Genomic DNA, 23,363 nt, shown 5'->3' with positions numbered 1-23,363 from the left:
GGAGCGCGACGGGAAAGACCATGTTCACCAAGGTACTGATCGCCAATCGTGGCACGATTGCCTGCCGCATCATCCGCACCCTCCGAAGGCTGGGGGTGCAATCCGTGGCGGTGTATTCCGAGGCGGATCGGCACTCGCTGCATGTGGAGCAGGCCGACGAGGCCGTTTGCATCGGCGAGGCGCCGGCGGCGCAATCCTATCTGGATGGCGAGCGCATACTCGCTGTGGCCCGGGAAACCGGTGCCCAGGCCATCCATCCCGGCTATGGCTTTCTCTCCGAGAACGCCGATTTTGCCGAAGCGGTGGAGGCGGCGGGGCTTGCCTTCATCGGCCCGACACCCCTGCAGATGCGGGAATTCGGCCTCAAGCATACCGCCCGCCAGCTGGCGGCGGATAACGACGTGCCATTGCTCCCCGGCACTGGCTTGCTGGGCAACGTTGACGAGGCCCTGGAGGCCGCGCTGGAGATCGGCTACCCGGTGATGCTGAAGAGCACCGCCGGTGGCGGCGGGATTGGCATGCAGCTTTGCCGCGATGCACAGAGCCTGCGCGACGCTTTCGATTCCGTGAAGCGATTGTCTGCCAACAACTTCTCCAATGGCGGCATCTTTGTCGAGAAGTACGTGGAGCACGCCCGCCACATCGAGGTGCAGCTCTTCGGTGACGGACGGGGCACAGTGCTGGCGCTGGGTGAGCGCGATTGCTCCCTGCAGCGCCGTAACCAGAAGGTGGTGGAGGAGACACCGGCACCGAACCTGGCGGATGACGTTCGTCAGGCGCTGCTGGAGACCGCCGAACGGCTTGGCCGGGGTGTGGCCTACCGCTCGGCGGGCACGGTGGAGTACATCGTCGATGCCGATACCGGCGCCTTCTACTTCCTGGAAGTGAACACCCGGCTGCAGGTGGAGCACGGTGTCACCGAGGAGGTCACCGGTGTGGACCTGGTGGAGTGGATGATACGTGCCGCCGCCGATTGCCTGCCGGAACTGGCACTGCCGAAAGCGCCGCCCGGCGGCCATGCCATCCAGGTCCGACTTTACGCCGAGGATCCCGGTCGGGCATTCCAGCCCTGCACCGGGCTTCTGACCGAGGTGCGGTTTCCCGAGCAGGCCCGGGTGGAGACCTGGATCAGCCGCGGTACGGAGGTCACCCCGCACTATGACCCCATGATCGCCAAGCTCATCGTCCATGCCGGGGATCGGGCGGCGGCGCTGCGGCAACTCCATGCAGCCCTTGACGAGACGGCCCTGGCGGGGGTGGAGACCAATCTTGCCTATCTCCGGCAGGTGGTGGCCGGCGAGGTGTTCACCGCGGGTCGGCACACCACCCGCAGCCTGGATGGTTTCGACTATCGGGCGGACACGCTGGATGTGGTCAGCCCCGGCACCCAGACCACCATTCAGGACTGGCCGGGTCGTGTTGGCTACTGGGATATCGGCGTGCCGCCGTCCGGCCCCATGGACGCGCTGGCGTTCCGCCTCGGTAATCGCCTGTTGGGCAACGCCGAAGATGCCGCCGGGCTGGAATGCACCGTCACCGGGCCGACCCTGCGCTTCAATACCGATAGGCGGATTGCCCTCACCGGCGCCGACATGGGCGCCATGCTCGATGGCGAGCCCGTCGCAAACTGGCAGGTCCTGCCGGTGCAGGCCGGGCAGACGCTGGCTCTGGGCAAGGTGACGGGCGGTGGCGCCCGCACCTACGTGTTGCTGGCCGGCGGTCTGGACGCGCCCCGTTATCTCGGCAGCCGGTCCACCTTTACCCTCGGCCAGTTCGGTGGCCACGGCGGGCGTGTGCTACGGGCCGGTGATGTGCTGCATCTGGCGGCGGGCCAGTCCGGACCTTCGGGTGAGCTTGATCCTGACCTGTTGCCCGACTACGGCGCAGACTGGGCGCTACGCGCGGTCTACGGCCCCCACGGCGCGCCGGATTTCTTCACTGCCCGGGACATCGACACGTTCTTCAACACGGAATGGGAAGTCCACTACAACTCCAGCCGGACCGGCGTGCGGCTAATTGGGCCCAAGCCCGAATGGGCCCGGGAGGACGGTGGCGAGGCCGGCCTGCATCCCTCGAACATCCACGACAACGCCTATGCCATCGGCACAGTCGACTTCACCGGCGACATGCCCGTGATCCTGGGGCCGGATGGTCCCAGCCTGGGTGGCTTCGTCTGCCCCGCCACCGTGATCAGCGCCGACCTCTGGAAGCTGGGTCAGTTGCGCCCGGGTGACCGGGTGCGCTTCGTGCCGGTCTCCATGGACGACGCCAACCGTCTCCAGGTGGCGCAGAATGCCGCCATCGGGCGGCTGGAGCCCAGTCCGCTGCAGGTTGACGCCGCCCCGGCGGAGACGGCCGTGTTGCAGGCCAGGGAGACCCCTGATCATCCGCTGGGGGTCACCTACCGGCCCGCCGGCGACAAGTATCTGCTGGTGGAATACGGCCCTATCGTGCTCGACCTCAACCTGCGCTTTCGGGTGCAGGCGCTGCTCGACTGGCTGCGAGCCCAGCAGATCAACGGCATCGTCGAGCTCACGCCGGGTGTGCGCAGCCTGCAGGTCCACTACGAGCCCCGGCGCTTGCCCCTGCGTCGGCTGATGGCGTTGCTGGAGCAGGCCGAGGACGAACTGCAGGATCTCTCCAGTGCCGAGATGCCGTCGCGCATCGTTCACCTGCCCCTCGCCTGGGATGACAGCCAGACCCGGCTCGCCACCCGCAAGTACATGCAATCGGTACGTGCCGACGCACCCTGGTGTCCCCGCAACATCGAGTTCATCCGGCGGATCAACGGGCTGGAGAGCGAGGAGGCCGTCAAACGGATCGTGTTCGATGCCTCCTACCTGGTCATGGGGCTCGGCGATGTTTACCTCTCGGCACCGCTGGCCACGCCGGTGGATTCGCGCCACCGCCTGGTCACCACCAAGTACAACCCGGCCCGGACCTGGACGCCGGAGAACGCGGTGGGCATCGGTGGTTCCTACCTTTGCATCTATGGCATGGAAGGCCCGGGTGGCTATCAGTTCGTCGGCCGCACGCTGCAGATCTGGAATCGCTATCACCGCACCAGGGAATTCGAGCAACCCTGGCTGCTGCGGTTTTTCGACCAGATCCGCTTCTACGAGGTGAGCGAGGCGGAACTGTTGCAGATGCGGGAGGACTTCCCCCGGGGCCGCGTCTCCATAGCGATCGAGGAGACCACCTTTTCCCTGGCCCGGTACAACCGGTTTCTGGAAGAGAACGCCGAGAGCATCGGTGCCTTCAAGGCCCGCCAGCAGGCGGCTTTCGAGACCGAGCGGCAGCGCTGGATCGATAGTGGTCAGGCCAATTTCGAGGCCGGCGCAGAGCCACCCGCCGAAGACACCGACGAAGTCGAGCTGGCAGACGGGGAGTTCGCCGTGGAGGGTCACGTACACGGCAGTCTGTGGGCGCTGAATGTGGCCGAGGGCGACATTGTCGAGGCGGGGCAGACCCTGCTGGTGCTGGAATCCATGAAAATGGAAATCCCCGTTGCCGCCGAGCGCCCCGGCCGGGTGAGCCGGCTGCTCTGCAAGGAGGGCGCACAGGTGACGCCCGGTCAGGTGCTGCTGGTGATCAAGGGATCGACGCCACCGAATTCCGTGAACACGCGAGGTTGACCCATGGCCGTACCCACCATCACCGAACTGCTTGACGCCTATCGTGCTGGCCGACGCTCTCCCCGGCAGGTCCTGGCCGAGGTCATGGCCAAGGTTCGTGGCGAGGACGCGCATAACGCCTGGATTCGCCCGCTCGCGGATCAGGAGCTTGAGCCCTATCTTGCCAGGCTTGAATCAGAGCGCCCGCACGCACTGCCACTCTACGGCGTGCCTTTCGCCATCAAGGACAATATCGACCTCGCCGGCATTCCCACCTCTGCGGGGTGCCCGGCTTACGCCTACACGCCGGATCGCTCCGCCTTCGTGGTGCAGGCCCTCATCGATGCCGGCGCCGTGCCGGTGGGCAAGACCAACCTTGATCAGTTCGCCACCGGCCTGGTGGGTGCCCGCTCGCCCCATGGCCCTGGTCGAAACACCTTTGACCCGGACTATGTCTCCGGGGGGTCCAGCTCCGGGTCCGCCGTCAGTGTTGCCCTGGGGCAGGTCTGTTTCAGCCTCGGGACGGACACTGCTGGCTCCGGTCGTGTGCCAGCGGCGTTCAACAACCTGGTGGGCGTCAAGCCCACCTGCGGCCTGCTCAGCAATAGCGGTGTGGTACCGGCCTGCCGCAGCATCGACACGATTTCCATTTTCGCCACCACCGCTGCCGATGCACAGGCGGTGCTGGATGTGGCGGGGCGTTTCGACCAACAGGATGCCTACGCCCGACCGGATGCCACGCCAGAGCTCGGGCGGGGCAGTATCCCGGCGCACCGGTTCAGGTTCGGCGTGCCGCGTCCGAAGCAACTGGAGTTCTTCGGCAACACCGATGCCGCAAAGCTGTTCGAGCAGGCCGTGGCGAGGCTGGAGGCGCTGGGCGGCGAGGCGGTGGTGATCGACTTCGCACCGTTCCTGGAAGCCGCCCGCTTGCTCTACGAGGGGCCCTGGGTCTCGGAGCGTTACGCCGCCATCCGTCCGTTTATCGACGCACAGCCGGATGCCGTGATTCCGGTGACCCGGGAGATCACCCTGGGCGGGGCGAAGCCATTGGCGGTGGACGCCTTCCAGGCCCAGTACCGGCTGCAGGCGATCCGGCGCAGAACCGAGGCGGTGTGGGGCGAGCTGGATCTCGTCGTCACGCCCACGGCGGGCACCATCTACTCCATTGATGCGGTGCAGGCCGATCCCATTCGACTCAACAGCAACCTCGGCTACTACACCAACTTCATGAACCTGCTCGACTTCAGCGCACTGGCCGTCCCGGCAGGGCTGCAACGCGACGGGCTCCCCTTTGGCGTGACGCTGTTTGCGCCGGCCCACTACGATCAGGATCTGCTCGCTATTGGTGACCGCCTGCATCGGGCCGCCGGTTTGCCCCGCGGAGCGACCGGCGCGGCATTACCCGATGTGCCCCCGGTATTAGCCCGGCATGACCACGTTATCCCCGTGGCGGTTTGCGGCGCCCATATGCGGGGTCTGCCGCTGAATCACCAGCTCACCGATCGGCGGGCGCGCTTTGTCGAGGCCATTGCCTCAGCGCCGCGTTACCGCTTTTATGCCCTGCCGGGTGGCCCACCCCATCGACCCGGCATTGTGCGCGTGGCCGAGGGGGGTATCGCCGTGGAGCTTGAGGTATGGGCTGTGCCTGCGGATCAGTTCGGCTCCTTCGTCGCGGGCATTCCGGCGCCCCTTGGCATCGGCAAGGTCGAACTTGCCGATGGACTTGAGGTGCCGGGCTTCATCTGCGAGGCGGCCGCCACGGCCGGGGCGGATGATATCTCTGCGATTGGCTCCTGGCGGTCCTATCTTGAGACCGTGGCCGCAGAGCAGCAGTGATGGAGGAGTCTTTTGGCCAAGCTGAAGCTGGACCTGCATGACATCTACAATCGCGGATCGGATATCGACCGGGAACTGGATCGGATCATCCGCGAGGCGGTAGACAAGAAGATCAAGCTGGTGGAAATCATTCCCGGCAAGGGCTCCGGGCAGCTCAAGAAGCGGGTTCTGCGCTTCCTGGACCGCCCTGATATCAAGGCGCTCTATCACCGTATCGACAAGGACAGCCGCAACTTCGGGCGGCTGTTCGTGCGTTTCCGGCATTGATTCGGTCAGACGGAGACGGCTTCCTCCACCAGGCGCCGCGCATCGTCCGGCATGGACAGCGCCAGGGCGAGCTCATGGGCCTGTGGGGACATCTTTCGCCAGGTCTTGCGCAGTATGCGCACCATGTGGGCGTGATCGACGCGGCGCGAGAAGTCGGCGAAATAGTTCTCCAGAAAGACCAGGCAGGCACAATCCTCCAGGGACTGGGTGTCGGCGTCGGTACCCAGGCCTTCCTTGCGGATCAATGCAGCGGCACGTTCGGCATCGGTGGGGTCGTATCCGGCATCCCGCATGAGCGCCGCCGTGGTCTCGCCGGCCCGTTGCCCCTGGTCCCGCCGCCAGCTGAGATAGCCCTGGCGACCCGCAGGATAGTCGCTGCGGGGAACCCGCCAGCGCTGCAGGTGTTGGCCCCGCACCGCCAGGCGCAGAGTCTCGCTGGCATCCGGCCGGATGCGCTCCAGCCAGGCGCTCATCCGTTGCGCATGCCAGAGTTCCAGGGGCAGGGTTTGCGCGCCCGCTGCAACCTCTTTCGGATCGGCCGCATGAAGCGCGTCCAGGGCCTGTAAAGCCTGATCGAAACGGTTTTTCTGCATGAATATCAATCTCCCTGACGCGCAGCGATGAGTGTAACCCAGGTGGCAAGATTTCAGGGTGAAGGCAGGTAAACGTCGAAGCGGGTGCTGCGGCCCACGATCTGATGATGAGGGCTGGCACCGGCGAGCCGTTCTGCCTTCCGGGGCCGTTTCACGACCACGCGGGTGCGCGCATGCCGCAAAGCGGCGGTGAGCAGCGTTTCAGGGTCTGGTTGTGGTCCCAGCAGTTCCTGCAGGGCACGCATCTCCTTGCCCTGCATGGCGCGACGGTTCCTGTCCGGATACATGGGGTCCAGGTAGATCACATCAGCTGCGTCCAGTTCGTCCATCAGTGACTCCGCGTCACCTACTCGGAGAGCGAGGCGGGTCACTGCCTCCTTCAGCGCGGGCACCGGGTTGCCCAGCGCATGCTCCAACATGGCGGCGAGCAGCGCCGAGCGCTCGATCATGGTGACCTGGCAACCCGCGGCCGCCATCAGCAGCGCATCCCGTCCCAGACCGGCCGTCGCATCGATCACCGTGGGGCGCTGACCGCGGCGCGCTCCGATGGCCCGCAGCAGGCTTTCGTTGGCTGCCCCCACCTGACGATAGCGCCGGTCGTCATTGCCGGAGGCCGCCGCCACGCGCAGTGCGCCGGGCGCGCCGGGGCGGATGTCCTGCAACCGCAAGCCGTTGGCATCCACCAGCAATCGATAGCCCGCCGGCGGCGCCTCCGGTGGTGCCAGGGGGAGCTCGAGTCTGGCCGCCAGTTGCTCTGCGGTGACCCGCTGTGCTGCCGTCAGTGGCCAAACGGCACAGGCCGGCGGCGCATTCATGGTGCTGGTGAACGGATTGCTGCGAGCTGCTCTTGATTCACGTGAATAGTATCCTGTTCAGTGACTTGCGTGACTTGTGCGGCGCAATAACCGCTTGTTACAGCCGCTTTGCATGCAGTACCATGCGAGGCCTTGTGATGACCAGTCGCCTGCAATGGGCAGGTGCGCAAACACATCAACGCGGCCCCGCCGGGTTGCAACAGCCCCGCGGGGGCACACAGTAGAGGTGAAAGCATGACCGACAAGGCCAATGCGCCCGAGGGCGCCGACTCCGAAGAGCTCTCCAGAACACTGGTGGAGATCACGGAAAAGAGCCAGCAGTTGGTACAGGACTTCCTCGGCCGGGAGCAGAGCGCCCAGCACATCAGCATGGATGATGCCATGCACATGAGCTCCCTGTTCCAGGAGCTGACCACCCGCATGATGGCAAACCCCATGCAACTGGCCCAGGCCCAGATCAACTTCTGGCAGAACTACATGCAGTTGGTGAACAACGCCGCACTGCGCTTCTGGGGGCACCAGCAGGATCCGGTCATCTCGCCGAACAAGACCGACAAGCGCTTCCGGCATGAGGCCTGGGAAGAAAACCCCATTTTCGATTTCATCAAGCAGTCTTATCTTCTGGCCGCAGATTACGTCCATTCCTCGGTGAAAAACGTCGAAGGCATGGACGATCGCACCGCCAGGAAGATCGACTTCCATACGCGGCAGTTCGTGGATGCCCTGTCGCCCACCAACTTCGTCGCCACCAATCCGGAAGTGCTGCAGAAGACCATTGACACTCAGGGTGGCAACCTGCTGAAGGGGCTGAAGAACCTGCTGAACGACCTGGAAGCGGGCGAGGGCAAGTTGCGCATCCGCACCACTGATCAGGATGCCTTCGACGTGGGCCGTAACCTGGCGACCACGCCGGGTAAGGTTGTCTACCAGACCGACCTCATGCAGCTCATTCAATATGCGCCCAGTACCGAAAAAGTGTACAAGCGGCCGCTGCTTTTCGTTCCGCCGTGGATCAACAAGTTCTACATCCTGGACATGCAGGAGAAGAATTCGTTGATCAAGTACATGGTCGATCAGGGCCACACGGTGTTCGTGGTGTCGTGGAAGAATCCCCAGAAGGAGCATGCCGAGAAGACCTTCACGGATTACATGAAGGAAGGTCCGCTGGCTGCCGTGGACGCCATCACCCAGGCGACCGGCGAAGAAGAGATCAACTGTGTCGGTTACTGCCTGGGCGGCACTCTGACCGGCGCCACCCTGGGCTACATGGCCGCGCACAACGATGATCGCATCAAGAGCGTGACCTATTTCACCTGCATGCTGGACTTCGAGCAGCCCGGTGAGCTCGAGGTGTTCATCGACGAGGAGCAGATCCAGGCGCTGGAGAAGCGCATGGACAGCCAGGGCTTTCTCGAGGCGGGTGCGATGTCCAGCACCATGAGCAGCCTGCGGGCCAATGATCTGATCTGGTCCTTCTTCGTGAACAACTACCTGAAGGGTGATGATCCGTTCCCGTTCGACCTGCTGTACTGGAATCAGGATTGCACCAACATGCCCGCCAAGATGCACAGCTTCTACCTGCGCAACATGTACCAGCGCAATCTGCTGCGCGAGCCCGGCGGGATCACCCTGGACGGCACGCCCATCGATCTTCGCAAGATCGAGACACCGGCCTGTTTTGTGTCGGCAATCGAGGACCACATCGCCCCCTGGAAGACCACGTACCGTGGTGTGCACCTGCATTCCGGGCCGGCGAAGTTCATTCTCGGCGGATCCGGCCACATTGCCGGCATCATCAACCCGCCGGCGAAGAACAAGTATGGTTTCTGGACTAACAGCAAGAACCCGGAAGATGCCGACGCCTGGCTGGACGGTGCCACACATACCGAGGGCTCCTGGTGGCCGAGCTGGAATACCTGGTTGGTGCGCCGTGCTGGTGCCAAGGTGGACGCACGGCAGCCCGGCGACGGCAAACTCAAGCCCATCGAGGATGCCCCCGGCAGCTACGTCAAGGAAAAGGCCTGATTCGTTGATGGTTCGGGGGCCGCAATTCCCGGGCGGCCCCCGGTTACTCCCGCCCCCTTGTCTCCCACGGCCGCACGGTGTTCCATGGTGTGGTGTCCCCGCGCGGACACCAAGAGGCACACGTGACCTACGTGGACCTTGAGCTGGAAATCAGTCGTGACACCCTGATGCTCTACTATCAGGGAGTCGCAGCCAATGTGGTGACGCCGGCACTGGATGGCCGCAGTGTCAGTTTTCCGGCACGAATACTGCGCGATTTTGTGAACCATTCGGGTGTAAGCGGGCGATTCCGCCTCTATCATGACGAATCGGGTAGGTTCATTCGCATGGAACGCCTTCGCTGACCGGCCTCGCCGGTATCGTCTATGCACTCCCTGCACCGGCCTGGAAACTTCACAGCGACGAGGTTGGCTCTATGAGTCCCCCGGATATCAAGAAGCTGGATGCGCTTCCCGCCCTGCCGCGCGCTGTGCAGGAAATCTTTCATGTGGTCAACGACAAGGATGCGCCGCTCTCCGCCGTTGCCGAGGCGCTTGGTCGTGATCCGGCCACGGTTGCCCGTATCGTCGCAGCGGCCAATGCAGCGTTTTTCGTTGGCCACCACACCGTCTACACCGTTGATGACGCAGCCGTACGGCTGGGGCTGAACCGTGTCCGCGTGCTCGCGACCTCGACCCTGCTGGCCTCGCGATTTCGCCCGCAGGACTGCCCGGCCTTCGATCAGGGGCGGTTCTGGCTGCGGGCCATGAGTGTGGCCATGTGCGCCAGCAAGCTTGCCAATTACGTGCCGCTGGAAACCCCTTCGAGTGCGGCCTATCTGGCCGGCCTGCTGCATCACTGCGGCGTGCTTGCCCTGGCTTATGCCTATCCCAGGGAATGCGAGCGCCCACTGATGGCCTACGAAGTCGATCGTGACTCCCGTCGCCTGGATGATCGACTCTCCGAGGTGCTGGGCTTCGGCCATCACGCCGCCGGTGCCCACGTGCTGCGTAACTGGGGCGTGCCGGAGGCCGCTGCTGCCATTGCGGAGTCCTACAGTCAGGATGACTACGATGGTGACTATGCCCGTCTTCAGGCACTGATCAGGACCTGTATTGCCTGGTATCGCGAGGGGTATGGGGATATGCCGGACAGCCCGCTGTTACGAACCCTGCCCGACACCAAGATCGCGAATATCGGCGCGAGCTGTCGCCGGGAAGATGACCAGTTGCGTTCCTTTGCGCTGCAGCTTGCCTCGGCGGCCTGAGTAGGCCCGCCTCTCAGGCTCAGGCGAACTCGTCGATCAGCGTGCCCAGGGTCTCGTCGCTGGCCCGCACGATCGTGGCGCCGGCTGCAGCCAGGTTTGCGTCCACCGTTGATTGCACCAGGGCGGTGTTGACGTCCTCACTGCGGTCCAGCCCGGCGGAGCTGCGTGCGATCACCGAGGCACTGCGCTGCAGTCCTTCTTCAGCACGCTGAAAGGCCGTGATACCTGCATTGAAGCCCGCGTTGATATCCATGATTGGTGCCTGCGCCCCACAGGGGACGTGATTGATTGATAGACCAATGCACGGTCAGGATGCGCCGGCCCCGCCATCGATACTGCGAAGTCGGTCACGTTTTGCCGTGCCTGCCAGCCGCTTTCGGATCGCTGCAGCGATGCCGGCCGCATCCAGTCCGGCTTCTGCCAGCAGCGCCTCCCGGGAGCCATGGGGCAGATATTCGTCCTCAAGCCCGAGCTGCAACACCGGTACGGTGAGATGCTCGGCCTGGAGGAACTCCAGCACACCAGAACCCGCACCGCCGGCCACGGCATTCTCTTCAACGGTGACCAGCAGTGCGTGCTCTTCCGCCAGGCGCCGGATCAGATCTGTGTCCAGTGGTTTGACGAAGCGCATGTTGGCTACTGTTGCATCAAGCTCTTCGGCAGCTTCAAGAGCGGGTTGCAGCATGCTGCCGAAGGCAAGAATGGCGATTTCACGGCCTTCACTACGCAACTCGCCGCGGCCCACGGGCAGTGTCTCCAGGCCATCCGGAAGCGCTTCGCCCATGCCGTTGCCACGGGGATAGCGCACCGCGGAGGGCCCCTTGATCTCCAGGCCGGTACTGAGCATGCGATAGCACTCCGCCTCGTCGGCGGGTGCCATGATGGTCATGTTGGGAATGCAGCGCAGGTAACTGAGATCGAAGCTGCCGGCATGGGTCGGGCCATCGGGGCCCACCAGTCCAGCCCGGTCGATGGCGAAAACCACCGGCAGGTTCTGGATGGCCACATCGTGGATCAGCTGGTCATAGGCCCGTTGCAGAAAGGTGGAGTAGATCGCAACGACGGGGCGCAGGCCGTCACAGGCCATGCCTGCCGCCAGGGTGACGGAATGCTGTTCGGCGATGCCCACATCAAAGTAACGTTCGGGGAAACGCTCGGCGTACTCCACCATGCCGGAGCCTTCCCGCATGGCCGGTGTGATGCCCACCACCCGGGCGTCCGCCGACGCGGCATCACAGAGCCAGCGCCCGAACACGGCGCTGTAGCTCATGGCCTTCTTGGCGCCGCCGGACCCGGCGGCGATACCCTTGGCCGGGTCGAACGGACTCACGCCGTGGTATTTCACCGGATCGGCTTCAGCCGGCGCATAACCCTTGCCTTTGCGCGTGACGACGTGGAGCAGGCGTGGGCCCCGCTGCCTGACGAGATTGCGCAGCACCGGCAGCAGGGTTGGCAGATCATGGCCGTCAACCGGGCCGTAGTAATTGAAGTTGAGCTCTTCGAACAGCGTGCCAGGCACCGCCATGCCTTTCACATGTTCTTCTGCGCGCCGTGCCAGTTCCTTGACCGGCGGCACCTGATCCAGCATCCATTTGCTGCCTTCCCGCAGGCTGTTATAGAGCGGTCCGGACAGCAACCGGGTCAGATGGCTGGAGAGGGCGCCCACATTGGGGGAGATGGACATTTCGTTGTCGTTGAGGATGACCAGCAGGTCGGCGTCCACATCACCGGCGTGGTCCAGGGCCTCGAAGGCCATGCCCGCCGTCAATGCCCCGTCACCGATGACCGCGACGACCTTGCGGCGGCTCCCCGATTGTTCGGCCGCCAGGGCCATGCCCAGAGCCGCGCTGATGGAGGTGCTGGAGTGCCCTACGCCAAAGGTGTCGTAAGGGCTTTCCTCGCGTTTCGGGAACGGGGCCAGGCCACCGTCCTTGCGGATGGTGCCGAGGCGGTCGGCGCGGCCGGTGAGAATCTTGTGGGGATAGGTCTGGTGACCCACGTCCCAGACGATGCGGTCATCCGGGGTGTTGAGAATGTAGTGCAGGGCGACGGTGAGTTCCACGGTGCCAAGGCCGGCACCAAGATGGCCGCCACTCTGGGAGACACTCTCCAGCAGGTAGCCCCGCAGTTCATCGACGACTGCCGGGAGTCGTTGTTCGGGGAGGTCGCGCAAATCGCTCGGCGAATCGATGCCCGCCAGCAGCGGAAAGTCAGAACGGCTCATTGTCGGCTACCTCACCCCTTCGTGCTCTTCGAGCATTATGGCATGGCTCTTTGTGCCCCGCCTGCAGTAGACCACAGTCACCGGAGTTGATTCATGCCCGGGTTGCGATTCCCGGGCATGGCAATCGGCGGAGGAAGGCGCGTAAAATGCAGGGCTTTTTCCGCCTGGAGTCGAACATGAAGGATAGTCCGCTGGTCGGTGTCATCATGGGCAGCCGCTCCGATTGGGAGACCATGCGCCACGCCGACGAGGTGTTGACGGAATTCGGGGTCGCCCACGAATGCCGTATCGTGTCTGCCCATCGCACCCCGGATCTCATGGTCGAATATGCCCGTGAGGCGGAAGACCGCGGCCTGCAGGTCATCATCGCCGGAGCCGGTGGTGCCGCCCACCTGCCTGGCATGGTTGCCGCGCTGACGACGCTACCGGTGCTCGGTGTCCCGGTGGAGAGCCGCACCATGAAGGGTATCGACTCTTTGTATTCCATCGTGCAGATGCCCGGCGGCGTGCCCGTGGGCACGCTGGCCATTGGCAGTGCTGGTGCTCGCAACGCCGGCCTGCTGGCCGTCTCGATCCTGGCGAATCACGATGATGGCCTGCGTGCCCAGTTGAAGGTTTTCCGCGAGCGCCAGGCACAAAGGGTTGGGGAGGACAAGCTGCCGTGAGTGGCGTGATTGCGCCTGGATCCACCATCGGCGTCCTCGGCAGCGGGCAGCTCGGGCGCATGTTGGCCATGGCTGCGCGTCGTCTGGGCTATCGCGTCCATACCTTGTCGCCGGCCAGCGATACCCCCACCGGCCACCTGGCGGATGTTGAAATCACCGCCGACTACGACGACCTGGACGCGGTAGCGCGCTTTGCCGCCGCCGTGGACGTGGTGACCTTCGAATTCGAGAATGTCCTGTCCGCAACCACCGACTGCGCCGCGCGGCATGCGCCGGTGCGCCCGGCGGGCTCCGTACTGCACGTCTGCCAGCACCGCCTGCGGGAGAAGTGCTTTCTGCGGGACCGTGGGTTTCCGGTCACCCCGTTTCGCGCCGTGACCGATCTCGCCAGCCTGCGGATGGCCGCCCGGGAACTCGGCCTGCCAGCGGTCCTCAAGACTGCAGGTTTTGGCTATGACGGAAAGGGCCAGGTGGTGGTTCGCAGCGAAGCCGAACTGGACGGCGCCTGGGCGAAGCTTGATGCGCATGAGGCGGTACTCGAGGCCTTCATCGATTTCCAACGTGAAGTGTCAGTGGTCGCCGCCCGGGGTCTGGACGGCGATTTCTGTCACTGGGGTGTGGTGGAGAACGACCACCACAATCACATACTCGACGTCTCCACCCCGGACGCTCCTGTCACCCCGAGGCTGGCGCGAGAGGCGGTGGAAGTCGCCCGCGGCATACTCGAGGCGCTGGACCTGGTCGGCGTGCTCTGCGTGGAGTTTTTCATTGGCAGTGACGGCAGCCTGATGGTGAACGAACTGGCGCCGCGACCCCACAATTCCGGCCACTTCAGCTTCGATGCCAGCATGACCAGCCAGTTCGAGCAGCAGCTGCGTGCAGTCTGTGGCCTGCCGCTGGGTAGTACGGAATTGCTGCGGCCTGCTTCCATGGTGAATCTGCTGGGGGATCTCTGGGCCACCGGTGAGCCGCGCTGGGACGCGGCATTGGCTGATCCCCAGGTCAAGTTGCATCTCTACGGCAAGACGCCGCCGGCACCCGGCCGGAAGATGGGCCATATCGTTGCCTTCGGCAGCGACCGGGACGACGCCCGACGACGTGCCATCGCCGCCCGTGCCGCCCTCACCGGGGCTCGCTGACGACACCCCTGCAAACTCTCAACCGATAGGGATACCGCTCTCGCATGTGGTTCAAGAATCTGTGCCTGTACAAGCTCGAAACCGCCTTCCCCTACGATGCCGAAGCGCTTGAGGAGCGACTGGCGGCGGATCCGTTCCAGCCCTGTGGCAAGCTCGACCAGGAGTCGGCAGGCTTTGCGCCGCCCCTTGGCGATGGGCATGAACAACTGGTCCATGCCGCCAACGGCTATCTCATGGTTTGCCTGCGGGAGGAGAGCAAGCTGCTCCCCGCCTCGGTGGTGAAAGAGACCATGGATGAACGAGTCGGCGCCATCGAGGCCCAGGAGATGCGCAAGGTCCGCAAGCGCGAGAAGGATCGGCTCAAGGACGAGATCATTCTCGATCTTCTGCCGCGGGCCTTCAGTCGTAGCCGTCGTACCTATGCCTACATCGATCCGCGGGACGGCTGGATCGTGGTGGACGCCGCCACCTGGAAAAAGGCCGAAGAAGTCACCGAGCACCTGCGCGAGGTGCTGGGCAGCCTGCCCATCGCACCGCCGCAACTGGACACGGCACCCCAGGCGGTCATGACCCGTTGGGTGTCCGGGAAAGCCATGCCGTCGGACTTCGAGCTGGGTGATGAGTGCGTGCTCACCGACCCGCAGCTGGAGGGTGCCGAGGTGCGCTGCAAGCGGCAGGATCTGCACGCCAGCGAGATTGCCGCCCACCTCAAGGCGGGCAAGCGCGTCAGCCGTGTTGCCGTGCAGTGGCGGGAGCGTATGAGTTTCGTGCTTGACGCCGACATGAGCGTGAAACGGCTGCGTTTCAATGATGTGGTTCAGGAAGACACCGCCGATGGCGAGGCCGACAGCGCCGCGGAGCGGTTCGATAGCGACTTTTCCATCATGACCCTGGAACTGGCCGGGCTGATTCCGCGGCTGATGGAAGTCATGCAGGACACGACAGCAGATTGATCGCGCCCGGCCGGGGCTGATCGAACTTCAGCCCCGGATCATGGGTCTGAGCACCGTCCAGACATTATCCAGGATGACCGGTTGGGCGGCTTCTGATGGATGAATACCGTCCCCCTGGAACAGGTCGGCCCGTTCCTCGACTTCGGCGAGGATGCTGGGCAGCAGTGGCACATCGACGGCATCGGCCACGTCGTGGAATACCTGCTCGAAGCGTCGCGAATAGGCTGGGCCGTAATTGGCGGGAATGCGCACGCCGGCCAGCATGACCTCGGCACCGGCTTCGCGGCTGAGTTCGATCATGCGCTCCAGGTTGTTGCGGATCTCCACCGGCGGCAGGGCGCGCAGGCCGTCATTGCCACCAAGCGCAATGATAACGATGCTGGGGCGATGTTCGTCCAGCGCCCCGGGCAGGCGGCTGAGTCCGCCGCGGGTGGTATCCCCGGTTATGCTGGCGTTGGCGACGTTCCAGCCCGGCTGTTCGCTCTCGAGCCGCTGGTGCAGGAGATGAACCCAGCCCTGGTCCCGGTCCATGTTGTAGGCAGCCGAAAGGCTGTCACCGACGACCAGCACAGTCCGGGTGTCGGCGTGCACCACGGCCATCACGGGGACGAGCAACAGCAACAGCAACGGCAGGCGAAGGCCCGCCGACTTGAGGGTGGTCATGACAGCGAACAACGGGCAAAGCATTCTGCGAACTGAAGCACTGGGCATGATGTTCAACGGTCCGGACGGCGCCATACGCCTGTTCGAGGATCTTAGCCTCGACATCGGTCCGGGGGAAACTGTGGCCATACTGGGCGCCTCGGGTTCGGGGAAATCGACCCTGCTGGGACTGCTGGCCGGGCTGGATGTTCCCAGCCGGGGTCGGGTGTACATCGGCGATACCGACCTCACCAGCCTCAGCGAGGATGCCCGTGCCGGCGTGCGGGCGCGGGAACTGGGCTTCGTCTTCCAGGCGTTTCATCTGCTGGGTGGTCTCACGGCGCTTGAGAATGTGATGCTGCCGTTGGAACTGGCCGGCGAGAGCGACCCCGAGCCCCGGGCGCGGGATGTCCTGGGGCAGGTAGGGCTTGCCGCCCGCCTCGGCCACTATCCCAAGCAGCTCTCCGGCGGTGAGCAGCAGCGCGTGGCCATTGCCCGTGCCTTCGTAACGCGACCGCGCCTGCTGCTGGCCGATGAACCCACCGGCAACCTGGACCGGGACACCGGTCATCGCATCCAGGACCTGCTGTTCAGCCTGAACCAGGACTACGGTACCACCCTGGTGCTGGTCACCCACGACCCGGAACTCGCCCAGCGATGCGAGCGAGTGCTTTCCCTGGATGATGGTCAACTGGTGGCAGCTGCATGAATCCCGCCCGTTACGCGCTGAAGCTTCTGGTCCGGGACTGGCGGGCCGGTGAGCTGCGTTTGCTGGCGCTGGCCCTGGTACTGGCCGTCACCGCCATCACGGCGGTGGCCTGGCTGGCGGACAGGGTCGGAGCTGCCACCGAAAGTCGGGCCGCGGAATTGCTTGGCGGCGACCGCGCCCTGATCTCCGATCGTGCCATTCCCGAGGCATTCGATGCCGGTGCAGCCGAACTCGGCCTGTCCACCGCGAGAACGCTGGAATTCCCCAGCGTCGTACTGCTCGACGACATGACCCAGCTTGCTGCCATCAAGGCGGTCTCGGCGGGTTATCCGCTGCGGGGCGCCATGCAGGTGGGTGATCACCCCGACGACGACCGCCGGGTCGCCGACGGCATTCCCCCCCGCGGTGAGGTCTGGGCGGAGCCGCGGCTGCTCATTCAGCTGGATGCCGCCGTCGGTGATCAGGTGGAACTCGGCGCGGAGACGTTCCGGATCAGTGGTGTGGTGTTCGTCGAGCCGGCGCGGGGTGGTGGTTTCCAGAATCTGGCTCCGCGCCTGATGATGAATCTGGACGATGTCGCGGCCACCGAGCTGGTGCAGGATGCAAGCCGGGTGCGCTACGGCCTGCTGGTGGCCGGCAGCGGCGAGGCTGTCAGCACCTGGGTGGACGGTGTCAGCGGTGAGCTGGGCCGGCACATCAGCCTGGAGACCCCCGGCGAAGGCCAGCCCGGTGTGCAACAGATCATGGACGCGGCAAAACGCTTCCTGGGGTTGAGCGCCCTGCTGACGGTCGTGGTCGGTGGCGTGGCCATGCTGCTCACCATTCGGCGCTATGCATCGCGCCATCTGGACCGCGTGGCCATCATGCGCTGCCTGGGTGCGACCGGCGCCCAGATTGGCTGGATGCTGGGCTGGAAAATGGTGTTTCTCGGCCTGGCTTCGGGGGTTGTTGGCACCATTCTTGGCTACGGTGTGCACCTGCTCATGCTGGGTGTGCTGGCGGACCTGCTGCCGGATCTGCCCCCACCCAGTCTGCGGCCTGGTCTGACCGGTATTGCGGCGGCCCAGGTCATCCTGCTCGGCTTTGCACTGCCCACCATCCTGCGGTTGCGCCATGTGCCGCCCCTGCGGGTGCTCAGGCGTGACCTTGGTGACAATCTGTTCCGCGGCGGATGGGCCTATGTCAGCGCGCTGGCAGCCATCTTCCTGCTCATGTGGTGGCAGGCCGAGGAGTTGCGTCTTGCCGCCTATGTGTTTATTGCCGTGATCGGCACCCTGGGCCTGCTGGCGCTGGGGGCTGCGGGTATCGTCTTCTCCCTGCGTCGTGCGCGGCACCGGCGCGCCGGGATCGGCCTGCTGTTCTCCGGGCTGGCCCGCCGCCCGTGGACCGCGAGTATCCAGATCATGGCCCTGGGTCTCGGCCTGATGGCCTTGCTGTTGCTGTCCGTGGTGCGACAGGACCTGCTCGCCACCTGGCAGGATCGGGTGCCGGACGACGCGGCCAACTACTTCCTGATCAACATCCAGCCGGAAGAGGCGGACGATGTCGCCGCACGACTCTCCGCCCAGGGTATCGACGCCGAGGTGGTGCCCATGGTGCGTGGGCGGCTGGTGGGCATCAACGAGCGGGATATCCGGCCGGATGACTACACCGAGGCCCGGACCCGCCGCCTGGTGAGCCGGGAGTTCAACCTTTCCTGGCTCGAGGATCTGCCGTCCGATAACCGCATCCGCGCCGGCAGCTGGTGGAATGCTTCGGCGGCCAACGGCGACAGCGGCGAATTCTCCATGGAGACCGACATTGCCGAACGTCTCGGGGTAGGTGTTGGTGACGAACTGCGCTTCGACGCCGGTGGCCGCGAGTTCAGCGGTCGGATCACCAGCCTGCGCGAGGTGGAGTGGGACAGTTTCAACGTCAACTTCTTCGTGATCGCCTCCCCGGGCTTGCTGGACGAGGCGCCGGCCACCTACATCACCAGCTTCTATCTGCCGCCGGAGGACAACCGGTTCCTGTCCGTGCTGATTCGTGAGTTCCCCAGCATCACGCTGATCGATATCGGCGCAATCCTCGATACCGCCAGATCCATCATGGAGCAGGGGGCAAGGGTGGTGGAGCTGATGGCGCTGCTGACACTGCTCTCCGGTCTGGTGGTGTTGCTCGCGGCCCTGCAGGTGACCCGGGAGGAGCGTCAGTTCGAAAGCGCCCTGCTGCGTTCGCTGGGTGGTCGCCGGAGCCTGATTCGCCGAATCAACCTCGTCGAATTCGTGCTGCTGGGTGGTGCGGCCGGGCTGCTGGCGGGCGTAGGCGCCTCGGGTGCCGGATACGCCATGGCCAATGGCCTGTTCGAGCTGGAGTACGGTTTCAACTACTGGCTGCCGGTGCTCGGTGTCATCGCCGGTGCCGGTGTGGTGAGTCTGGCCGGTGTTGCGGCCACGCGCCGTCTGGTGCTGGTTTCACCGATGCGGCTGCTGAAAGGGGGCGAAGAGGGCTGACGACCCGGGCTCCATTCAGTATGCTGGGTGTAGTGCAGCGCAACATCCGCGGTACGGGGAACCTGTCGTCATGACCACCGGCTATACCTTCGAGCAACTGGAAGTGGGCCTGAGCGCGAGCCGCGGCCGCACCGTGACCGAGGCGGACGTGGTTGCCTTTGCCGGCATGAGTGGCGACTACAATCCCATGCATGTTGATGAGGAATTCGCCAGCAGCACCCGTTTCCAGGGGCGCATTGGCCACGGCATGTTTACCGCCTCCCTGCTGTCGGCAGTGCTGGGTATGGACCTGCCAGGCCCGGGCGCCATCTATGTGCATCAGACCCTGCACTTCAAGGCGCCGGTTCGGATCGGTGACACGGTCACGGCCCGCGTCGTCGTGCGGGAACTCAAGACCCACAAGCACATGGTCGTGTTCGACACTACCTGTCTGGTTCGCGGCGCCCCTGTATTGACGGGCGAGGCGGTGATGATGGTACCGCCACGAGAGACTGCGCCAGCGGTGTAGGCGCATGCGCCCTCCCACCGGAGCGAGCCGGATGCTAACCTCCGCGAGTTCCATGTCACAGGAGGCCAGCGGTGTCGGACACCAGCCAGTGGTTCGGTCAATTCAACCTCGAGCCCCATCACACCAGGACCTGGCGGGTTGGCCCGCTGAGTTTCTGGGTGAATCGCGCCTACCACGAGTGGCGCCTGCGGGTGGAGACCGGTGGCGACCCCTACTCGCCGTCGGTGGAACTGGACCTGTTCGAGGAGCGCCAGGCGGATGTGGAAGACCGCAAGGTGCAACGTTTCCTGGTCAGTGACGAATCCCGGCGTCTGGATATCGGCCTGTTGTTGCCGGACCGCCCCATCGTCTCAAGCCCCGCCAGCCCGGTGAGTATCCCCGGCGGCGAGTCGGTGCGCTTCTACCTCAGTTATCCGCTCTGGGTCAGCCTGTCGGCGGGTGATCCGGGCCGGACCTTGACGGAGTTCGCGAGCTACCGGCTGTCCGATACCTGGTTCGGCCCCAACACCCGTGAGGGCATGCTCTGCTACGCCACACGCAGCCGCTGTCGCCTGAATGTCTCCGATCACCCCTATCTGCCCTATCGCGCCATCACCCCGCTGGTCATCAGTAACCGGGCCAAGGACGCACTGCCACTGGACCGGGTCAAGCTACCGGTTTCCAGCCTCAGCCTGTACCGCTCCCGTGGCCCGGGCTGGTTGTGGACGCAGGACGTGACCTTGCTGCGGCAGGAGGGTGGCGACATGGCCGAGCTGCAACTCGGTCGCGGAGCACCGGAGGAGGCCGACGCGGCCGATCTGGTTGCCGGGGCCCGGGAATTGTCGCCACGCAATGCCATGGTCCGCGCATTCAGCGCCCTGTTCTGAGGAGAGATGACGTCGTGACCGATCTGCTCTGGCAACAGTTCATGGCAATCAACTGGCTGGGTATCTTCCAGGCTTTGCTGATCCTGGTGGTGGGGCTGGTGGCTGCGCGGCTGCTCTCCAGAACGGTGAGCCGTGCCATCGGCAAACGGGTGGGCGTGCACCAGTCGACGCTGATCCAGCGTTTCGTCTTCTACTTCCTGGCAGCGCTGATCATCGCCTCGTCGCTGCACCAGCTGGGTTTCAAGCTGGGGGTGCTGCTGGGCGCCGCCGGGATCCTGTCCGTGGCCATCGGCTTTGCATCCCAGACCTCCGCCTCCAACCTGATCTCGGGGCTTTTCCTGCTCGCGGAGCGGCCCTTTCAGATCGGCGACACCATCAAGGTGGCGGACAACACCGGTGAAGTGCTGGCCATTGATCTGTTGTCGGTAAAGCTGCGGACCTTCGACAACCTGTTCGTCCGCATTCCCAACGAAACCATGGTCAAGAGCCAGGTCACGAACTTCTCCCGATTTCCCATCCGCCGCTACGATCTGCAGCTCGGCGTCGCCTACCGGGAGGACCTGGCCCGGGTTCGCAAGGTGTTGCTGGATATTGCCGAGCGCAATCCCTTGTGTCTGCAGGAGCCCAAGCCGCTGGTCATCTTCCAGGGGTTCGGCAATTCTTCGGTGGATCTGCAGCTCTCTGCCTGGGTGCGGCGGGAGAATTTCCTCGACCTGCGCAACTCGATACCCGACGAGATCAAGACCGCCTTCGAGACTCATGGCATCGAGATTCCGTTCCCCCATCTCAGCCTCTACACCGGCAGCGAGACGCAACCTTTTCCGGTGCGAACAACGCAGTCGCCGCCGGCGGATGGGCATGCTGGCGATCCCGCCAGTTCAGGGAATGACATCGAGGGTGAGGGCGGCGCTCAACGATGAAATGATCCACATCAATGCACTACCGTGCAAAGCCGTGGGAACGTGACATGCTTAATGTGAGCACATCTCGGTGACCCGGGGAGGCACAATGAACGACGGCCTGAATCAATTCGGGCAGGATGCCCATTTCACCGATCGCATGCTCCACGCCCTGATCGGCCGCTGGACCAGCGGCATTTCACCCTACGCGCTTGCGTTGGCGGGCACGGATTGGCTGCTGCACCTGACAGCCTCGCCGGCCAAGCGGCACGAGTTGGCAGATAACATCCGCAATAACAGTCTGCGCTATTCAGCCTGGCTCGCGGCGATGAGCGGGGGTGGCGCACCGCCGCCGATCATCAAGCCGCTACCCGGCGATGAGCGCTTTACCGCCACCGATTGGCAGGTCTGGCCCTACTACCCGGTGCAACAGGCTTTTCTGCTCACCGAGCAGTGGTGGCGCCATGCGACCACAGACGTCCGGGGCATGACCCCGCATCACGAGGATGTGGTCTCGTTCACGGCGCGTCAGCTGCTGGACATGGTGTCTCCCTCGAATCTGCCGTGGATGAATCCGGAAGTGCTCAATCGCACTCGCAAGGAGGGTGGGCTGAACCTGGTGCGCGGCTTTCTCAACTGGCAGGAAGACACCATGCGGCAACTGGCCGGACAGCCTCCGGTGGGTGTCGAGGATTTCCGGGTCGGCCATGAGCTTGCGGTCACGCCGGGCAGTGTCATTCATCGCAACCCACTCATGGAGTTGATCCAGTACGCGCCTACCACGGGTACGGTCTACCGGGAGCCGGTTCTGATCTGTCCGTCCTGGATCATGAAGTACTACATTCTCGACCTGCGGCCGGAGAATTCCCTGGTCCGTTACCTGGTGGAGCGCGGACACACGGTCTACATGATCTCCTGGAAGAACCCTGGTCACGGCGAGCGCCACCTGGGCATGGAGGACTACCTCCGCCTGGGGCCGCTGGAGGCGGTGGACCAGGTTGCCGCGATTCATCCCGAGATCCCGATCCATTCGGTGGGCTATTGCCTGGGCGGCACCCTGCTCAGTATCGCCGCCGCCACCATGGCCCGGGGCGGCGACCAGCGTCTCGGCAGCATGACGCTGCTGGCTGCCCAGGTGGACTTCAGCGAGCCTGGTGAGCTGGATCTCTTTATCGATGAGAGCCAGGTGACTTTCCTGGAAGACGTGATGTGGGCAGACGGCTATCTCGACGCGCGGAAGATGGCCGGCGCCTTCCAGCTGCTGCGCTCCCAGGATCTCTTCTGGTCGCGTCTGCTGCATGACTATCTGCTGGGTGAACGTTCGCCGGTGTTCGACCTGATGGCCTGGAATGCGGATACCACGCGGATGCCGGCACGGATGCATTCCGACTACCTGCGCTCGCTGTTCCTGCGGAATGACCTGGTGGAGGGCCGCTACGAGGTCGACGGCCAGCCCGTTCACCTGGGGGATATCAAGGCTCCGGTGTTTGCCGTGGGCACGCAGAAGGACCATGTCGCCCCGTGGCAGAGCACCTACAAGGTTCATCGCCTGCTGCGTACGGACGTGACCTTCCTGCTGACCTCTGGCGGTCACAATGCCGGTATCGTGTCGCCGGCGGATCATCCAAGGCGGACGCACCAGATCATTGCCCGCAAGGCCACCGACCCCTGGGTACCGGCGGAGCGGTTTGCCGAAACCGCACCAGTGGAGGCCGGCTCCTGGTGGCCGGTCTGGGAGCGCTGGTTGCGCGATCGCTCCACCAGCCGACGGCAGCCGCCGCCAGCCATAGGTGTGCCGGGTCGCGAGCCGGCGGAACTCGCTCCGGCGCCGGGCACCTATGTACTGGAAAGCTGAAGCGGTTTCTCAACC

The 23,363-nt window shown here is 64.5% G+C and carries 20 protein-coding genes; 15 read left to right on the top strand and 5 right to left on the bottom strand.

The annotated features are described in order from the left end of the window. Positions 1 to 20 precede the first annotated feature (20 nt). Genes uca through J2T57_RS00805 form a run of 3 tightly spaced genes read left to right on the top strand, consistent with a single transcriptional unit; the run spans position 21 to position 5,717 of the window. Positions 21 to 3,635, top strand: a complete 3,615-nt coding sequence (uca, locus tag J2T57_RS00815; protein WP_253472793.1) for an urea carboxylase — start codon at positions 21 to 23, stop codon at positions 3,633 to 3,635. Between the two features lie 3 nt (positions 3,636 to 3,638). Next, positions 3,639 to 5,450 carry an allophanate hydrolase gene (gene atzF / locus J2T57_RS00810; RefSeq protein ID WP_253472790.1) on the top strand — a complete coding sequence of 604 codons (1,812 nt, stop codon included), beginning with the start codon at positions 3,639 to 3,641 and terminating at the stop codon, positions 5,448 to 5,450. A 12-nt stretch (positions 5,451 to 5,462) separates the two neighbouring features. Then, a complete protein-coding gene (locus tag J2T57_RS00805; RefSeq protein WP_253472787.1) occupies positions 5,463 to 5,717 on the top strand; it encodes a Smr/MutS family protein in 255 nt (84 codons plus the stop codon). A 5-nt stretch (positions 5,718 to 5,722) separates the two neighbouring features. On the opposite strand, the gene J2T57_RS00800 is transcribed toward J2T57_RS00805, so the two are convergent. Together J2T57_RS00800 and J2T57_RS00795 are read right to left on the bottom strand one after the other, a co-directional pair. Then, the gene (locus tag J2T57_RS00800) at positions 5,723 to 6,310 is read right to left on the bottom strand and encodes a DUF4202 domain-containing protein (RefSeq protein ID WP_253472784.1); all 588 of its coding nucleotides are present in this window, start codon (positions 6,308 to 6,310) and stop codon (positions 5,723 to 5,725) included. Between the two features lie 53 nt (positions 6,311 to 6,363). After that, positions 6,364 to 7,125, bottom strand: a complete 762-nt coding sequence (locus J2T57_RS00795; protein WP_253472781.1) for a class I SAM-dependent methyltransferase — start codon at positions 7,123 to 7,125, stop codon at positions 6,364 to 6,366. Positions 7,126 to 7,359: 234 nt separating this feature from the next. Here J2T57_RS00795 and J2T57_RS00790 point away from each other — a divergent pair, with 234 nt between their 5' ends. The 3 genes from J2T57_RS00790 (at position 7,360) to J2T57_RS00780 (ending at position 10,396) form a co-directional block, all read left to right on the top strand. Continuing rightward, the gene (locus tag J2T57_RS00790; RefSeq protein ID WP_253472778.1) at positions 7,360 to 9,150 is read left to right on the top strand and encodes a PHA/PHB synthase family protein; all 1,791 of its coding nucleotides are present in this window, start codon (positions 7,360 to 7,362) and stop codon (positions 9,148 to 9,150) included. A gap of 122 nt (positions 9,151 to 9,272) precedes the next feature. Further along, positions 9,273 to 9,494 (top strand): DUF2835 family protein, encoded by a 222-nt coding sequence (locus J2T57_RS00785; protein ID WP_253472775.1) that lies wholly within the window; start codon positions 9,273 to 9,275, stop codon positions 9,492 to 9,494. Between the two features lie 71 nt (positions 9,495 to 9,565). Then, entirely contained in the window at positions 9,566 to 10,396 is an 831-nt protein-coding gene (locus J2T57_RS00780) for an HDOD domain-containing protein (protein WP_253472772.1), read from the top strand. 19 nt (positions 10,397 to 10,415) lie between these two features. On the opposite strand, the gene J2T57_RS00775 is transcribed toward J2T57_RS00780, so the two are convergent. Together J2T57_RS00775 and dxs are read right to left on the bottom strand one after the other, a co-directional pair. Continuing rightward, the gene (locus tag J2T57_RS00775) at positions 10,416 to 10,649 is read right to left on the bottom strand and encodes a hypothetical protein (protein WP_253472769.1); all 234 of its coding nucleotides are present in this window, start codon (positions 10,647 to 10,649) and stop codon (positions 10,416 to 10,418) included. Positions 10,650 to 10,703: 54 nt separating this feature from the next. Next, on the bottom strand, positions 10,704 to 12,620 hold the full coding sequence (gene dxs, locus J2T57_RS00770; RefSeq protein ID WP_253472766.1) for a 1-deoxy-D-xylulose-5-phosphate synthase: 1,917 nt from the start codon (positions 12,618 to 12,620) through the stop codon (positions 10,704 to 10,706). Between the two features lie 176 nt (positions 12,621 to 12,796). Here dxs and purE point away from each other — a divergent pair, with 176 nt between their 5' ends. From purE to rdgC, 3 genes are read left to right on the top strand one after another with little or no spacing between them, the layout of a single operon-like run. Further along, a complete protein-coding gene (gene purE / locus J2T57_RS00765; RefSeq protein ID WP_253472763.1) occupies positions 12,797 to 13,285 on the top strand; it encodes a 5-(carboxyamino)imidazole ribonucleotide mutase in 489 nt (162 codons plus the stop codon). Continuing rightward, entirely contained in the window at positions 13,282 to 14,424 is a 1,143-nt protein-coding gene (locus J2T57_RS00760; RefSeq protein WP_253472760.1) for a 5-(carboxyamino)imidazole ribonucleotide synthase, read from the top strand. Before purE ends, J2T57_RS00760 begins: the two co-directional genes overlap by 4 nt. A gap of 44 nt (positions 14,425 to 14,468) precedes the next feature. Next, positions 14,469 to 15,377 carry a recombination-associated protein RdgC gene (rdgC, locus tag J2T57_RS00755; RefSeq protein WP_253472757.1) on the top strand — a complete coding sequence of 303 codons (909 nt, stop codon included), beginning with the start codon at positions 14,469 to 14,471 and terminating at the stop codon, positions 15,375 to 15,377. Positions 15,378 to 15,404: 27 nt separating this feature from the next. On the opposite strand, the gene J2T57_RS00750 is transcribed toward rdgC, so the two are convergent. Continuing rightward, a complete protein-coding gene (locus tag J2T57_RS00750; protein ID WP_253472755.1) occupies positions 15,405 to 16,040 on the bottom strand; it encodes an arylesterase in 636 nt (211 codons plus the stop codon). Between J2T57_RS00750 and J2T57_RS00745 the strand changes: the two genes are divergently transcribed. The 6 genes from J2T57_RS00745 (at position 16,039) to J2T57_RS00720 (ending at position 23,348) form a co-directional block, all read left to right on the top strand. Next, positions 16,039 to 16,728, top strand: coding sequence for an ABC transporter ATP-binding protein (locus J2T57_RS00745; RefSeq protein ID WP_253472752.1), 690 nt, complete (start codon positions 16,039 to 16,041; stop codon positions 16,726 to 16,728). The two genes, J2T57_RS00750 and J2T57_RS00745, sit on opposite strands and share 2 nt — an antisense overlap. Further along, complete coding sequence (locus tag J2T57_RS00740) at positions 16,725 to 19,220, top strand: ABC transporter permease (protein WP_253472749.1); 2,496 nt, start codon at positions 16,725 to 16,727, stop codon at positions 19,218 to 19,220. Before J2T57_RS00745 ends, J2T57_RS00740 begins: the two co-directional genes overlap by 4 nt. Before the next feature lie 70 nt (positions 19,221 to 19,290). Next, positions 19,291 to 19,728, top strand: a complete 438-nt coding sequence (locus tag J2T57_RS00735; protein ID WP_253472746.1) for a MaoC family dehydratase — start codon at positions 19,291 to 19,293, stop codon at positions 19,726 to 19,728. Between the two features lie 71 nt (positions 19,729 to 19,799). Then, complete coding sequence (locus J2T57_RS00730; protein WP_253472743.1) at positions 19,800 to 20,594, top strand: DUF432 domain-containing protein; 795 nt, start codon at positions 19,800 to 19,802, stop codon at positions 20,592 to 20,594. Positions 20,595 to 20,635: 41 nt separating this feature from the next. Continuing rightward, positions 20,636 to 21,514 (top strand): mechanosensitive ion channel family protein, encoded by an 879-nt coding sequence (locus J2T57_RS00725; RefSeq protein WP_253474184.1) that lies wholly within the window; start codon positions 20,636 to 20,638, stop codon positions 21,512 to 21,514. An 88-nt stretch (positions 21,515 to 21,602) separates the two neighbouring features. Further along, positions 21,603 to 23,348: a PHA/PHB synthase family protein gene (locus tag J2T57_RS00720; protein WP_253472740.1), complete on the top strand. Its 1,746-nt coding sequence runs from the start codon at positions 21,603 to 21,605 to the stop codon at positions 23,346 to 23,348. Positions 23,349 to 23,363: the final 15 nt, after the last annotated feature.

The sequence above is a fragment of the Natronocella acetinitrilica genome (assembly GCF_024170285.1).
Taxonomy (GTDB): Bacteria; Pseudomonadota; Gammaproteobacteria; order Nitrococcales; family Aquisalimonadaceae; genus Natronocella; species Natronocella acetinitrilica.
The sequence above is the reverse complement of the archived record's forward strand: the minus strand, read 5'-3'. Positions and strand labels throughout refer to the sequence as shown.

Bases quoted from the DNA above. Each gene is read 5' to 3' on its own strand.
- uca (WP_253472793.1), top strand. From the start codon at position 21: ATGTTCACCAAGGTACTGATCGCCAATCGTGGCACGATTGCCTGCCGC.
- atzF (WP_253472790.1), top strand. From the start codon at position 3,639: ATGGCCGTACCCACCATCACCGAACTGCTTGACGCCTATCGTGCTGGC.
- J2T57_RS00800 (WP_253472784.1), bottom strand. From the start codon at position 6,310: ATGCAGAAAAACCGTTTCGATCAGGCTTTACAGGCCCTGGACGCGCTT.
- J2T57_RS00795 (WP_253472781.1), bottom strand. From the start codon at position 7,125: ATGAATGCGCCGCCGGCCTGTGCCGTTTGGCCACTGACGGCAGCACAG.
- J2T57_RS00790 (WP_253472778.1), top strand. From the start codon at position 7,360: ATGACCGACAAGGCCAATGCGCCCGAGGGCGCCGACTCCGAAGAGCTC.
- J2T57_RS00780 (WP_253472772.1), top strand. From the start codon at position 9,566: ATGAGTCCCCCGGATATCAAGAAGCTGGATGCGCTTCCCGCCCTGCCG.
- J2T57_RS00775 (WP_253472769.1), bottom strand. From the start codon at position 10,649: ATGGATATCAACGCGGGCTTCAATGCAGGTATCACGGCCTTTCAGCGT.
- dxs (WP_253472766.1), bottom strand. From the start codon at position 12,620: ATGAGCCGTTCTGACTTTCCGCTGCTGGCGGGCATCGATTCGCCGAGC.
- purE (WP_253472763.1), top strand. From the start codon at position 12,797: ATGAAGGATAGTCCGCTGGTCGGTGTCATCATGGGCAGCCGCTCCGAT.
- rdgC (WP_253472757.1), top strand. From the start codon at position 14,469: ATGTGGTTCAAGAATCTGTGCCTGTACAAGCTCGAAACCGCCTTCCCC.
- J2T57_RS00745 (WP_253472752.1), top strand. From the start codon at position 16,039: ATGACAGCGAACAACGGGCAAAGCATTCTGCGAACTGAAGCACTGGGC.
- J2T57_RS00750 (WP_253472755.1), bottom strand. From the start codon at position 16,040: ATGACCACCCTCAAGTCGGCGGGCCTTCGCCTGCCGTTGCTGTTGCTG.
- J2T57_RS00740 (WP_253472749.1), top strand. From the start codon at position 16,725: ATGAATCCCGCCCGTTACGCGCTGAAGCTTCTGGTCCGGGACTGGCGG.
- J2T57_RS00735 (WP_253472746.1), top strand. From the start codon at position 19,291: ATGACCACCGGCTATACCTTCGAGCAACTGGAAGTGGGCCTGAGCGCG.
- J2T57_RS00725 (WP_253474184.1), top strand. From the start codon at position 20,636: ATGGCAATCAACTGGCTGGGTATCTTCCAGGCTTTGCTGATCCTGGTG.
- J2T57_RS00720 (WP_253472740.1), top strand. From the start codon at position 21,603: ATGAACGACGGCCTGAATCAATTCGGGCAGGATGCCCATTTCACCGAT.